Annotated in this window: 12 protein-coding genes; 2 read left to right on the top strand and 10 right to left on the bottom strand. The window is 73.4% G+C overall.

The features are described 5' to 3' along the window. Nucleotides 1–68 precede the first annotated feature (68 nt). Nucleotides 69–947 carry a purine-nucleoside phosphorylase gene (locus QMF98_RS04895; RefSeq protein WP_337974937.1) on the top strand — a complete coding sequence of 293 codons (879 nt, stop codon included), beginning with the start codon at nt 69–71 and terminating at the stop codon, nt 945–947. Between the two features lie 32 nt (nt 948–979). Beyond that, nucleotides 980–2,821, top strand: coding sequence for a phospho-sugar mutase (locus QMF98_RS04890; RefSeq protein ID WP_337974936.1), 1,842 nt, complete (start codon nt 980–982; stop codon nt 2,819–2,821). 106 nt (nt 2,822–2,927) lie between these two features. Here the strand turns inward: QMF98_RS04890 and deoC are convergent, their stop codons facing one another. The 10 genes from deoC to QMF98_RS04840 all read right to left on the bottom strand — a co-directional run bounded on the left by deoC (nt 2,928) and on the right by QMF98_RS04840 (nt 13,795). Beyond that, nucleotides 2,928–3,653: a deoxyribose-phosphate aldolase gene (deoC, locus tag QMF98_RS04885; protein WP_337974935.1), complete on the bottom strand. Its 726-nt coding sequence runs from the start codon at nt 3,651–3,653 to the stop codon at nt 2,928–2,930. Further along, nucleotides 3,650–4,843, bottom strand: coding sequence for an adenosine deaminase (locus QMF98_RS04880; protein WP_337974934.1), 1,194 nt, complete (start codon nt 4,841–4,843; stop codon nt 3,650–3,652). Before QMF98_RS04880 ends, deoC begins: the two co-directional genes overlap by 4 nt. 53 nt (nt 4,844–4,896) lie before the next feature. Beyond that, the gene (locus QMF98_RS04875; RefSeq protein WP_337974933.1) at nt 4,897–5,118 is read right to left on the bottom strand and encodes a hypothetical protein; all 222 of its coding nucleotides are present in this window, start codon (nt 5,116–5,118) and stop codon (nt 4,897–4,899) included. A gap of 133 nt (nt 5,119–5,251) precedes the next feature. After that, a complete protein-coding gene (locus tag QMF98_RS04870; RefSeq protein WP_337974932.1) occupies nt 5,252–6,544 on the bottom strand; it encodes a thymidine phosphorylase in 1,293 nt (430 codons plus the stop codon). Next, nucleotides 6,541–6,948 carry a cytidine deaminase gene (locus QMF98_RS04865; RefSeq protein ID WP_337974931.1) on the bottom strand — a complete coding sequence of 136 codons (408 nt, stop codon included), beginning with the start codon at nt 6,946–6,948 and terminating at the stop codon, nt 6,541–6,543. The genes QMF98_RS04870 and QMF98_RS04865 overlap by 4 nt, the downstream gene beginning before the upstream one ends. Before the next feature lies 1 nt (nt 6,949). Then, nucleotides 6,950–8,248: an ABC transporter permease gene (locus QMF98_RS04860; protein ID WP_337974930.1), complete on the bottom strand. Its 1,299-nt coding sequence runs from the start codon at nt 8,246–8,248 to the stop codon at nt 6,950–6,952. Further along, nucleotides 8,245–9,486, bottom strand: a complete 1,242-nt coding sequence (locus QMF98_RS04855) for an ABC transporter permease (protein ID WP_337974929.1) — start codon at nt 9,484–9,486, stop codon at nt 8,245–8,247. Before QMF98_RS04855 ends, QMF98_RS04860 begins: the two co-directional genes overlap by 4 nt. Next, the gene (locus tag QMF98_RS04850; RefSeq protein ID WP_337974928.1) at nt 9,483–11,084 is read right to left on the bottom strand and encodes an ABC transporter ATP-binding protein; all 1,602 of its coding nucleotides are present in this window, start codon (nt 11,082–11,084) and stop codon (nt 9,483–9,485) included. Before QMF98_RS04850 ends, QMF98_RS04855 begins: the two co-directional genes overlap by 4 nt. 135 nt (nt 11,085–11,219) lie before the next feature. Continuing rightward, nucleotides 11,220–12,335, bottom strand: a complete 1,116-nt coding sequence (locus tag QMF98_RS04845) for a BMP family lipoprotein (RefSeq protein ID WP_337974927.1) — start codon at nt 12,333–12,335, stop codon at nt 11,220–11,222. Between the two features lie 236 nt (nt 12,336–12,571). After that, nucleotides 12,572–13,795, bottom strand: coding sequence for an amidohydrolase (locus tag QMF98_RS04840; RefSeq protein WP_490715660.1), 1,224 nt, complete (start codon nt 13,793–13,795; stop codon nt 12,572–12,574). Nucleotides 13,796–13,910: the final 115 nt, after the last annotated feature.

The raw sequence follows: 13,910 nt of genomic DNA, 5'->3' as shown, positions 1-13,910 counted from the left end.
GCATTCTGCCGACCCTCGCCCGGAGCCGCTCACCTGGGCACGGAGTGTCCGCCGCTAGCCTTCGAGCCATGACCGGACCCGTGCCCGACCCCACCACCGGCGAGACGCTCGCCACCGTCCCCGACCTGGACGACCCCACCACCGACCCTGCCGAGGTGGCCCGGGCCGCCGCCGCGGTGATCGCGGCGCGCACCGGGGTGCACCACCACGACGTGGCCCTGGTCCTCGGTTCGGGCTGGGGCGGCGCGGCGGACCTGCTGGGCGAGACGGTCGCCGAGCTGCCGAGCCACGAGGTGCCGGGATTCAGCCGGCCGGCCGTCGTCGGCCACACGGGGACGTTGCGGTCGGTGCGGTACGCGGCGCCGGACGGGACGGACCGGTTCGCCCTCGTGCTCGGGTCGCGCACGCACCTGTACGAGGGTCGCGGTGTGCGCCGGGTGGTGCACGGCGTCCGCACCGCGGCGGCCACCGGCGCGCGGGCCGTCGTGCTGACCAACGGCTGCGGCGGCCTGGACCCCGCCTGGGCTCCCGGCACGCCGGTGCTGATCAGCGACCACATCAACCTCACCGCGACCTCGCCGCTGGAGGGAGCCACTTTCGTCGACCTGACGGACCTGTACTCCGCGCGGCTGCGCGCCGTGGCGCACGAGGTGGACCCGACGCTCGCCGAGGGCGTGTACGTCCAGTTCCGCGGGCCCCACTACGAGACGCCGGCGGAGGTCGCGATGGCCGGTCGCATCGGCGGCCACCTGGTCGGGATGTCCACCACGCTCGAGGCCATCGCCGCACGCCACGCGGGGCTCGAGGTGCTCGGGGTCTCGCTGGTGACCAACGCGGCAGCCGGGATCAGCCCGGAACCGCTGTCCCACGCCGAGGTGCTGGCGGCCGGTGCCGCCGCCGGGCCGCGGATCAGCGCGCTGCTGGCGCAGGTGGTCCGCCGGATCTGACCGGCCGCACCCGTCTGCCCTACCGTGGCCCCATGAGCAGCGACGACGCCTCGTCCGACCTCGGCTCGCGGGTCAGGGCCTGGATCGACGACGACCCCGACCCGACCACCGCGGCGGAGCTGACGGCCCTGCTGGCCCAGGCCGAGACGCCCGTGCAGCCCGCGCCGGACCACCGGGACGACCCGGTCCACCAGCGTGCACGGCAGGATGCCGAGCTCGCCCGGGCCGAGCTCGAGGACCGGTTCTCCGGGCTGCTCGAGTTCGGTACCGCGGGTCTGCGCGGGGCGATGGGCGGCGGTCCGCACCGGATGAACCGTGCGGTGGTGATCCGCGCCGCGGCCGGTCTGGGCGAGTACCTGCTCGGCGAGCTCGAGGGGATGGCACCGCCGCCACGGGTCGTCGTCGGCTACGACGCCCGGCACCGTTCCCGCGACTTCGCGCTCGACTCCGTCGCGGTGCTGACGGCGGTCGGCATCGAGGCGCTGCTGCTGCCCGCGGCCCTCCCGACGCCGGTGCTGGCGTTCTGCGTCCGGCACCTGGGCGCCGACGCCGGCATCATGGTCACCGCCTCGCACAACCCCGCGGCCGACAACGGGTACAAGGTCTACCTCGGTGGTCGGGTGACGGAGGACGCCGCCCGCGGATCCCAGATCGTGCCCCCCGTGGACGCCGCGATCGCCGCGCACATCGCGCACGTCCGCTCCGTCGCCTCGGTGCCCCGCGCGGAGTCCGGCTGGCGGGTGCTCGGCACCGACGTGGTGGACGAGTACGTCGCAGCCACCCTCTCGGCCGCACCCCCGACACCCGCCGACCTGGCGCTGGCCTCCGACCTGCGCATCGTGCTCACCCCGATGCACGGCGTCGGCGCGCGGGTCGCCACGCGGGTGCTCGCCGAGGCGGGTTTCACGCACGTCACCGTGGTGCCGGAGCAGGCGGAACCCGACCCGGACTTCCCCACGGTGGCGTTCCCCAACCCCGAGGAGCCCGGTGCACTCGACCTGGCGCTGGGGCTGGCGCGCGACGAGGGCGCCGACCTGGTGCTCGCCCTCGACCCGGATGCCGACCGGTGCGCCGTCGGGGTCTTGGACCGCCGCGCACGCTCGTTCCACGGTCCCGAGACGGCCGCCGCGGAGGGCTGGCGCGGGCTGCACGGCGACGAGACGGGGGCGCTGCTCGGCTGGTCGGTGGCGGAGGAGCTGTCCGGCCGTCCCGGCGCCGTGCTGGCGTCGTCGATCGTGTCGTCACGCCAGCTGGAGCGCATCGCCACCGACCACGGTCTCGGCTTCACCCCCACCCTGACCGGGTTCAAGTGGCTGTCCCGCGTCGAGGGCCTGGTGTTCGGCTACGAGGAGGCGCTCGGCTACTGCGTCGACCCGCAGCACGTCCACGACAAGGACGGGATCAGCGCCGCGCTGCGGGTGGCGCGCCTCGCGGCCGCGCTCAAGGGCGACGGCCGGACGCTGCCGGGCCTGCTGGACGACCTGGCGCGGCGCTACGGGCTGTACCTGTCCGGGCAGGTAGCGGCCCGCTTCGAGGACGTCGCGGGCATCGCCGCTGCCGTCGACCGGTTGCGCTCGGCCCCGCCGGCACGGCTCGCCGGCTCGCCGGTGGTCCGCATCGACGACCTGGCGGCGGGCACGGACGACGACCGCGGCGGTCTGCCCCCGACCGAGGGCCTCCGCCTGCTCACCGAGGACAGCACCCGCGTCGTCGTGCGGCCCAGCGGCACGGAGCCGAAGGTGAAGTGCTACCTCGAGGTGATCGTCCCCGTCGCGCCGGACGCCTCGGACGCCGACGTCACCTCGGCACGCACCACGGCACGGTCCCGCCTGGACGTCCTCGCTCGCGAGATCAGCTCCGCGCTGGGCCTGTAGCGCCGCGAGCCCGGTCGCCCGTCCCGACGCGACGACACGGCACGCGAGAGGGGCGGGTGCGTGCGCACCCGCCCCTCTCGGCCGACCTACCGACCCGTCCGCCGACTCAGTACGAACCCTCGTCGGCCGTCAGACCGCCCAGCACCGCGGCGGTGGAGGACAGGCCCAGCCGGGTCGCCCCCGCGTTGATCATCGCGATCGCGTCGGCCGCCGTCCTGATCCCGCCGGACGCCTTGATGCCCAGCCGGCCGCCGACCGTGCCGGCCATGATCCCGACCGCGCGCACCGTCGCACCGCCGGCCGGGTGGAACCCCGTGGAGGTCTTGACGAAGTCGGCACCGGCCGCCGCCGCCGCGCGGCACGACTCGATGATCTCGTGGTCGGACAACGCGGCCGTCTCGAGGATCACCTTCAGCACCGTCGGGTGCGGCGCTGCCGCGCGGACGGCCGCGATGTCGGCCTGCACGTCCTCGAAGCGCCGCTCCTTGGCCGCGCCGATGTCGATCACCATGTCGACCTCGTCGGCACCGTCCCGCACCGCGCGGGCCGCCTCGGCGGCCTTGACGTCGCTGTGGTGCTTGCCGGACGGGAACCCGACCACCGTCGCGACCTTCAGGTCCGGCGCACCGTCGAGACCGACCGGGATCTCCAGCGGGAGGAAGGACGGCGAGACGCAGACGGCGTACACCCCGAGCTGCACGGCCTCGGCCACCAGGGCGTTCACATCGGCCCGCGTCGCCTCGGGCTTGAGCAGCGTGTGGTCCACGAAGGTCGCCAGGCCGGCGGCGTCCAGCGGCCGGTGAGGGCCCTCGAGGGTGATGTGGTGGTTCATGCGCGGTGCCTCCCGCCAGCAGCCCGGGCGAAGCCCGGGGTGATGACCTCGTCGATGAGTCGGGTCCGCTCGTCCTCGTGGACGAACGCGTGGTGTGCGGCGGTCAGCGTGACCTGCCGCAGGTCGTCGAGGGTCCAGCCGGCCTGCTCGACCAGCTGCCGCAGCTCGCGACCGGGGGTGGTGCCGGACTGCAGCCGGTTGTCGGTGCTCACCGTGACGGCGAACCCCAGGCGCAGCAGCCGGGTGATCGGGTGGTCCGCCACCGAGGTCGCGGCACCGGTCTGGACGTTGGACGACGGGCACAGCTCCAGGGGTATCCGCCGGTCGCGCACCCAGTGCGCCAGCGTGCCGAGCTGCCCGTCCGCCGAGACGTCGTCGGCGATCCGCACGCCGTGGCCCAGGCGGCAGGCGCCCACCTGCAGGGCTTCCGCGATGGAGTCCAGACCTGCCGCCTCGCCGGCGTGCACCGTCACCGGCAGCAGCCCGGCGCGCAGCGCGCCGAACGCGGACGTCAGGCGCGAGGGCGGGAAGCCGGCCTCCGGCCCCGCGATGTCGAAGCCGACGACCCCGCGGTCCCGGTACGCGAGCGCCAGGGCCGCCACCTCGTCACCCCGGTCCGCCTGCCGCATGGCCGACAGCAGCGCACGTACCCGGATCGTCCGGCCCTGGTCCGCGGCCTCCTGCTCCCCCTCGGCGAACCCGGCGAGGACCGCGTCGAGCACCTGCTCGAGGCCCAGGCCGCCCAGCTGGTGCTGCTCGGGGGCGAACCGCTCCTCGGCGTACACCACGCCGTCGGCGGCGAGGTCGAGCACCGCCTCGCGCGCGACCCGGTGCAGCGCCTCGGCGGTCTGGAGCACGGCCACGGTGTGGGCGAACGTCTCGAGGTACCGCTCCAGCGACCCCGACCCGGCTGCCCGCACGAACCAGTCGCCGAGCTCGTCCGGATCGGAGGTCGGCAGCTGGTGACCGGCGGCGTCCGCGAGGTCCACCACCGTCGCCGGCCGCAGACCACCGTCGAGGTGGTCGTGCAGCAGCACCTTCGGCAGGCCGGCCACCAGGTCCGTCAACGACTGTGCCGGAGCTGGTGCTCGGGTCCCGTCCCGTCCGCCACCGGCCGGTGCGGGCGGGACCGTCAAGGATCCGTCGGGCGCGTTGTCCGGTGCCACGGAGGGCTCCGGCAGGCTCGTCATGCGCTCACCGTAGTGTCGGCGGGTCGGTGCCCGGGACCACTGCGCACGTGCCCTCAGATCTCGTCGGGCTCGTCGTCGGCACCGACCTCGGTGTCCTGCTCGACGACGTCCGCCTCGGCGGCGGCGTCGTCACGGTCGGGCCGCGGGAAGCCGGGGGCGTACTCCTCCGCGTCGGGTTCCGGCTCGGCCTCGTCGGTCAGCCGCCGCGGGACCTCGGGGTCCACCGGCTCGAGGCCGGCGTCCCGCCAGGAGTCCTGTCCGGGCACGGTGCTCATCGGTCCTCCTGGGGTCGACGCTGTCCGCCTCCCATCCTGGTCCGACGCCGAGCCGCGCGCCAGCACCGCGACCGCCCGGTCTCGCGTCGGTCGCGGTCGCGCGGACCGGCGCGCCACCGCCCGTGGCGCGGGCTCAGTCGGCGACGCGCTCGAGGACCAGCGGGCCCCGCTCCGGAGCCGCGTCCGCGCTGATGCTGACGGCGCCGACGAGCGCCTCGCGGGCCCGGCCGAACCGTTCCGGGGTGTCGGTGTGCAGCGTCATCAGGGGCTGACCGGCACGCACCCGGTCGCCCGGCTTGGCGTGCAGCTGCACACCGGCACCGGCCTGCACGGGGTCCTCCTTGCGGGCCCGCCCGGCGCCGAGCCGCCACGCGGCGATGCCGACGGCGTAGGCATCCAGGGCTGTGAGCACCCCATCGGCCTCCGCCAGCACCTGCTCCGTCTCGCGTGCGACCGGCAGCGTCGCGTCGGGGTCGCCGCCCTGCGCGGCGATCATCGACCGCCACACGTCCATCGCGCGACCGTCGGCGAGCGCGGCCGCAGGGTCGGCGTCGGGCCGCCCGGCGCCGGCGAGCATCTCCCGCGCCAGGGCGACGGTCAGCTCGACGACGTCCGCCGGTCCGCCGCCGGCCAGCACCTCCACCGACTCGCGCACCTCGAGGGCGTTGCCCGCGGTGAGGCCCAGCGGCGTGGACATGTCCGTCAGCAGCGCCACCGTGCGCACCCCGGCGTCGGTGCCCAGCGCCACCATCGTCTGCGCGAGCTCGCGGGCCCGGTCGACGTCCTTCATGAACGCCCCGGAGCCCACCTTCACGTCGAGGACCAGCGAACCGGTGCCCTCGGCGATCTTCTTGCTCATGATCGAGCTGGCGATCAGCGGGATCGCCTCGACCGTGCCGGTGACGTCGCGCAGCGCGTAGAGCTTGCGGTCGGCCGGCGCCAGGCCGGAGCCGGCGGCGCAGATCACGGCGCCGACCTCCTCGAGCTGGCGCAGCATCTCGTCGTTGGACAGCGACGCCCGCCAGCCGGGGATCGACTCGAGCTTGTCGAGCGTGCCGCCCGTGTGACCCAGACCGCGGCCGGACAGCTGCGGCACCGCCACGCCGAACACCGCCACCAGCGGTGCCAGCGGGAGCGTGATCTTGTCGCCGACGCCGCCCGTCGAGTGCTTGTCGGACGTCGGCCGCGACAGACCGGAGAAGTCCATCCGCTCGCCGCTGGCGATCATCGCCGCCGTCCAGCGGGCGATCTCGGCACGGTCCATCCCGTTCAGCAGGATCGCCATGGCCAGCGCGGACATCTGCTCGTCCGCGACCACGCCGCGCGTGTAGGCGTCGAGCACCCAGTCGATCTGGGCGTCCGACAGCCGGCGGCCGTCCCGCTTGGCGACGATCACGTCGACCGCGTCGAAGGCCTCCGCGCTCATCGGGCCGCCCCCGCCCGCGTGCCGAGGTCGGCCGGGCCGAACGCGTCCGGCAGCACCTCGCTCATCGGCCGGATCCCGGACACCGTCTCGACCAGCAGGTCCGGGCCGCCGTGCTCGAACAGCAGCTGCCGGCACCGGCCGCACGGGGCCAGCACCTGACCGTCACCCGCGACGCAGGTGAACGCCACCAGCCGGCCGCCGCCGGACACGTGCAGCCCGGACACCAGCGCGCACTCGGCGCACAGGGTCAGCCCGTAGGACGCGTTCTCCACGTTGCAGCCGGTCACCACCCGCCCGTCGTCCACCACCGCGGCGGCCCCGACCGGGAACTTCGAGTAGGGCACGTAGGCGCGCCGCGAGACCTCCCGAGCCGCCGTCCGCAGCCCGTCCCAGTCGATCTCCATGTCAGCCCTTCACGTAGGGGACGCCGTCGGCCGCGGGGGCGCGCACACGCCCCACGAACCCGGCCACCGCCAGCACGGTCAGCACGTACGGCAGCATGAGCATGAACTGGCTGGGCACCGGTGTGCCGACCACGGACAGCACGGACGCCAGCTTGGTGGCGAAGCCGAACAGCAGGGCGGCGCCGAGCGACCCGAACGGGGTCCATCGGCCCAGGATCATCGCGGCGAGCGCGATGTACCCGCGCCCACCGGACATCTCCTGGCCGAACTGCCCGATGTACCCGATGGTGAGGAACGCTCCGCCGAACCCGGCGGTCGCCGACCCCATCACCACGTTGCGCCAGCGCACCTTGTTCACGGGGATGCCGACGGTGTCGGCCGCCTCGGGGTGCTCGCCGACGGCCCGCACGCGCAGGCCCCAGCGGGTGCGGAACAGGCCGATGGTGAGCACCGCAACGGTGATGTAGAGGGCGTAGACGATCACCGTCTGCCGGAACAGCACCGGGCCGAGCACCGGGATCTTCTCGAGCAGCGGGATCGCGATCGGCTGCATCAGCGGCGGGGTGTTCAGGCGCGCGGAGTTCGGCTTCAGCACCGCGGAGAACAGGAAGCTGGTCAGCCCGACGGCCAGGACGTTGAGCACCACGCCGACGATGATCTGGTTCACCGCGTACCGCACCGTGAACAGCGCGAGCAGCAGCCCGAGCAGGTAGCCGGCGACAGGCGCCGCGAGGAGGCCGGCGTAGACGTTGTGCGTCACCGACGCCACGACCGCCGCCGCGAAGGCCCCCACCAGCAGCTGGCCCTCGATCGCGATGTTGACGACACCGGACCGCTCGCACAGCACACCGCCGAAGGCGCCGAACGCCAGCGGCACCGCCAGCAGCAGCGAGCCCTGCAGCAGGTCCACCAGCGACGTCTGCTTGCCGGCGACCGCCCACACCAGGAAGGCGAACACCCACAGCACGCCGAACCCGGCCAGCAGCCACATCGGCGTGCGCCGGCGTCGCGCCGTCTGCGCTACCGCGAAGGCGGCGATCAGCAGGCACACCACGCCGATGACGATGCCGGTCACCTGCGACGGCACGACCAGCGGCGACAGCTGCACGGCGTCGGTACGGAACGACAGGTCGAACCGGCTGTGCGCGCCGGACGGAGCCCCGACGCCGAAGGCGAGCAGGGCCAGCAGCCCGGCCGCGGCGGTGATGCCGGGCACCCGCCACGACAGCCTCGGTGCGACGACGCCCCGCTCGGGGGCTGCCAGCGGCTGGGCCGGCGGGGTTGCGGTGACGGTGCTCATGCCAGGGCCCCCTCGACGTCGGCGCTGGGCGCCGGCAGACGGAAGATCGTGCGGACCAGACCAGGTGCGGCGATGAACAGGACGACGAGCGCCTGGAGCACCAGCACGATGTCGATCGGCGTGCCGGTGACGACCTCCATGAAACGGCCTCCGGCCGACAGTCCGCCGTACAGCAGACCGGCCGCGACGATGCCGCCGGGCTTGGAACGACCGAGCAGCGCGACGGTGATCGCGTCGAAGCCGATCGTGCCGGCGATGCCGTCGGTCAGGTACTTGCTGGTGCCCAGCAGCTGCACCGCGCCGGCCAGGCCGGCCAGCGCACCGGAGGCCAGCATCACGTACGTCGTCATGCGGGCCACGCTGATGCCCGCTGTGCGGGAGGCGTACGGGTTCGCGCCGACCGCCCGGAACTGGAAGCCCAGCCGCGAGCGGGACATCAGCCACCACACGAACAGGGCGGCGAGGAGTGCCAGCACGAAGCCCCACGTGGCCCGGTACTGCGAGCCGAACAGCAGCGGCAGCTGCGCGTTCGTCAGCACGGTCTGGGACTTGGGCTCCTGCGAGCCGTGCACGCGGAACGCCGTCGTGGTCAGCAACCACGCCAGCAGGAACGACGCGACGTAGTTGAGCATGATCGTCACGATCACCTCGTGGGCGCCGGTCCTCGCCTTGAGCACACCGGCGATACCGCCCCACACCGCACCGGCGAGGACGCCGACGACGAGCGCGACCAGCACCGCCACCACGGGCGGCAGGTGGAACGTGAACCCGACGTAGCCCGACACCACCGCGCCCATGATCACCTGCCCCTGAGCGCCGATGTTGAACAGCCCGGCGCGGAACGCCACCGCCACCGCGAGCGCCGCGATGATCAGCGGGGTCGAGGTGGTGATCGTCTCGGTCAGCGGCCGGATCGCCTTGAGGACCGTGGTGGCCTGGTAGTCCAGGACGGCGCCGCGGAAGAGCGCGGCGTACGCGCCGCTGACCGAGTGCCAGGCGGCTCCGAGCAGGTCACCCGGGCGGGCGAAGAAGTAGCCGGCAGCGGCGGTGACCTTCTTGTCGACCGCCGCGATCAGGATGCCGCCGATCACCAGCGCCAGGACGAACGCCAGGACAGTGGTCAGCACCTCGCCGCTCGAGACGCGTCGCAGCCACGACGACGCCCGCTCCTCGCTCGACGGCTCCGGCGGCACCACGGGCGGCGCCGCGGCTCGGTCGGGAACCAGCTCGTCGGTCACGGGACCTCACCCTCCTCGGGCCCGGCGGCGGCCGCCGCGGACGGGTCCTGCTCGATCAGCGTCTCTGTGGTGGGGTGCTCGGCGGCATGGCGCTGCGCCTCCTCGTACGGCACGCCGGCCATCATCAGGCCGAGCACGTCGCGTGGGGTGTCGCCGGGGACGATGCCGACGATCCGCCCGCGGAACATCACGGCGACGCGGTCGGCCAGCGCGCTGACCTCGTCGAGCTCGGTGGAGACGATCAGCACCGGGGTGCCGTTGTCCCGCTCCGCGACGATCCGCCGGTGCAGGAACTCGATCGAGCCGACGTCCACGCCACGTGTGGGCTGGCTGGCCACGAACAGGCGCAGCGGCCGGGACATCTCCCGGGCGACGACCACCTTCTGCTGGTTGCCGCCGGAGAGCCGTTCCGCCGGCTGCTCCGGCCCACGCGTGCGGATGTCGAACTCGGCGATCCGCGCCTCCGCGTTGCTCTTGATCGCCGCGAGGTCCATGCCGAGACCGCCGCGGAACCGGGCATCGGCGAACAGGTCGAGCACCAGGTTCTCCGCGACGGTGAACTCGCCCACCAGCCCGTCGTGCGAGCGGTCCTCGGGGACGAAGCCGACGCCGTGGTCCAGCACCTCACGGACGGAGCTGCCGACCAGCTCACGGCCCTCGAGCACCATCGACCCGGTGGCCGGCACCAGCGCCAGGATCGCCTCGGCGAGCTCGGACTGCCCGTTGCCCTGCACCCCGGCGATCGCGAGGATCTCGCCGCGCGCGAGGTCGAAGGACACGTGGTCCACCACGCGGGCGCCGGTGCGGTCCGTCACGACGAGGTCCCGCACGGACAGGGCGACCTCGCCGGGCTGCGCGGGGGCCTTGTCGACCTGCAGCATCACCGACCGGCCCACCATCATCGCCGCCAGCTCGGACTCGGGGGCGCCGGGGTCGGCCTGACCGACCACGCGACCGCGCCGGATGACCGTGATGACGTCGGCGACGGCTTTGACCTCACGCAGCTTGTGGGTGATGAAGACGATCGACGTCCCGGCTGCCCGCAGCTGCCGCATGATCTCGATCAGCTCGTCGGTCTCCTGCGGCGTCAGCACGGCGGTCGGCTCGTCCAGGATCAGCACCTTCGCGTCCCGTGCCATCGCCTTGATGATCTCCACGCGCTGCTGCACGCCGACCGGCAGGTCCTCGATCACGGCATCGGGCTCGACGTCGAACCCGAACCGTGCGGACAGCTCGCGCACCTGCCGGCGCGCGGCGTCCAGGTCCAGCAGCCCGGCCCCGCGGGTCGACTCGTGACCGAGCATCACGCTCTCCGCCACCGTGAAGACCGGGACGAGCATGAAGTGCTGGTGCACCATGCCGATCCCGGCGGACAGGGCGTCCGCCGGACCCTTGATCTTCGCCGGCTGGTCGTCGATGAGGATCTGCCCCGAGTCCGGCTCGTACAGGCCGAACAGGACGTTCATCAACGTCGACTTCCCTGCGCCGTTCTCGCCCAGCAGGGCGTGGATCTGACCCGGCTCGACGACCAGGTCGATGCGGTCGTTGGCCACCAACGGCCCGAACCGCTTGGTGATCCCCCGCAGCTCCAGCTTCACGTGCCCCTCCTCGGGCCTGCCGACGCTGGCCGGCCCCGCCGACCGCACCGACGACAGTAGCGGCCACCGTCGGCCGCGGGCTCAGACGCGACCGAGCCGGCCCGGGACGTGCCCGGACCGGCTCGGTCGACGGACTCAGGAGGCCTTCGGCGCGTTCGCCGACTGGACCGTGATCTTGCCGGAGATGATGTCGGCCTTCAGCTGGTCGACCTCCGACTTCAGGTCGGACGGCACCTTCGAGTCGAGGTCGTGGTACGGCGCGATGCCGACCCCGTTGTTCTTCAGCGTGCCGACGTACGGCGTCGCGTCGAACTTGTTGCCCGCCGCGTCGGTGACCGCGGAGCCCACGGCCGCACCGATCAGCTTCATCACCGAGGTGAGGATGATCGAGGACGAGTCGGGGTTGATCAGCGCACCGTCGGAGTCGACCCAGATCACCAGGGTGCCCGGGGTGGCCTTGGCGGCCGTGAGGGCGTCGAGCGCGGCGCCGCCGGCGACCGGCAGCAGGATGTCCGCGCCCGCGGCGACCAGCGAGTCGGCGTTGGCCTTGCCCGAGCCCGGGTCGAACGGGCTGTTGCCGCCGTCGAACAGGCCGTCCTGCTTGGCCTTGTCCCACCCGATCAGCTGGACGTTCTTGCCCTTGACCTGGTTGTACTTCGCGATGCCGTCGGCGAAGCCGTCCATGAACACGGTGACCGTCGGGATCTTCAGGCCGCCGTAGGTGCCGACCTTGCCCGTCTTCGACATGCCCGCGGCGAGGTAGCCGGCGAGGTACGCGGCCTGCGCGGTGTCGAACTCGAGGGGCTTGACGTTCGGCAGGGTCAGCGCGTTGCCCTGCGCGTCGGTCGGCTGAGCGTCGACGAGCGCGAACTTGGTGCTGGTGTTGGCCTTCGCGGCGTCACCGGTCGCCGTGGACAGCTTGAAGCCGACCGTGACGATGATGTTGCAGTTCTGGCTGAGCATGTTCTGGATGTTCGGCGTGTACGCGTCGTCCGTCTTCGACTCGGCGCTGGCCGTCTGGATCCCCAGCTTGCCTGCGGCGTCCTTCAGGCCCTGGAAGCCGGACTCGTTGAAGGACTTGTCGTTGAAGCCGCCGGAGTCGGAGACGATGCAGCCCTTGAAGCTGGAGCTGGCTGCACCGCTGGCGGCTGCCGACGAGGTCGAACCACCGGTCGTCGGGGCGCTGCCGCACGCCGCGAGCGCGAGGGCGATCGCGCCGGTCAGCGCCGCCGCTCGAATCACGTTCTTCACTGGGTCTCCTGGGGTTCTCGTCGCCGCGCCGGTGGCCAGGGGTCCGAACCGGCGACGACGCGCCGTTGCGCCGCCGCCGGGTCGGAAGCCGACCGGCATCGATCAGACGCGACCCTAGTGAGCGGCGCGTGTCCGTAGCGTTACCTGGCGGTATCGATCGAGCATCCGTTACCGCATTGGTACCTGGACCGGCCGCGCACACCGCCGGACGGGTGACTGTCCCAGCGGTACGGCGCTCAGCGCACCGTCTCGACGGGCTCGTGCCGGCCGCCGAGCATCGCAGTGCGGGCCAGCAGCAGCGCACCCGCCTCGATCGCGCGCTCGTCGACCCGGAGGTCGCCCTGGTGGATGTCGTACGTGTGGCCGCCCGGGGTCCGCGTGCCGAGCCGGGCCAGCGCCCCCGGCACCTTGGTCAGGTACCACGCGAAGTCCTCGCCGCCGAGCGACTGCTCGGTCAGCGTCACGGCGTCCGGGCCGAGCACGTCGCGTGCGGCCGCCTCGAGCACCGCGGTGCTCCGCTCGTCGTTCTCCACGGGCGGCACACCGCGCTCGTGGCGGACCTCGAGCTCGACGCCGTAGGGCTGGACCACCTCACGCACGGCGGACTCGAACACCTCCGAGGCGTGCTCCCACGCGCGGACGTCGAGGCAGCGGAGGGTGCCGGACAGCGAGCCGGTCGGCGGGATCGCGTTGGGTGCGGCGCCGGCGCGCACAGCACCCCACGTCAGGTTGACGCCCGAGCGCGGGTCGAGCCGCCGTCCGAGGACGGCAGGCACCTGGGTGATCACCTGGGCGAGGGCGAACACGACGTCGGCAGTCAGGTGCGGACGCGAGGTGTGACCACCGGGCCCCGTCAGGGTGACGTACACCTCGTCCGACGCCGAGGTGATCGGGCCGATCCGGGTGCCGACCAGGCCGACGTCGAGCTTGGGGTCGCAGTGCACCGCGAAGATCTGGGCGACGCCGTCCAGTCCGCCGGCGTTCATCACGTCGATGGACCCGCCCGGCTGGACCTCCTCCGCCGGCTGGAAGACCAGCCGTACCGCGGTGCGCAGGTCCCCCGTCGCGTCGAGCTGCGCCAGCGCGAGACCGGCACCGAGGACCGCCGTGGTGTGCACGTCGTGGCCGCAGGCGTGCGCGACGTTGCGGACGGTCGAGCTCCACGGCAGCTCGCAGCGGTCGACCACCGGGAGGGCGTCGATGTCGGCCCGCAGCGCGACGCGACGGACGTTCGGACCGGTGGGCCCGAGGTCGCACAGCAGCCCGGCGCCCGGCAGCAGCCGGGGACGCAGCCCGGCGGCGGCCAGCCGGTCGGCGACCACCCGCGTGGTGCGCTTCTCGGTGCGGCCGAGCTCCGGGTGGGCGTGCAGGTCACGACGGATCGCGACGAGCTCCGGACGGAGGGCGCCGACGATGCCGTGCAGGCGCGCCGCGGGCGCGGTCTCGGGCGCCGGTGTCAACGAGGTGATCGGCGGCACGGGGTCGGTCGAGGCCGTCAGCTGGAGCGGTAGCACGGAATCCGGCTCGGGCTGCGACACACGACGAGCCTAGTCGCGGCCGGTGGCGGCCCACCGA

The sequence above is a fragment of the Cellulomonas sp. NTE-D12 genome, from assembly GCF_027923705.1.
Lineage (GTDB): Bacteria > Actinomycetota > Actinomycetes > Actinomycetales > Cellulomonadaceae > Cellulomonas.
The sequence above is the reverse complement of the archived record's forward strand: the minus strand, read 5'-3'. Positions and strand labels throughout refer to the sequence as shown.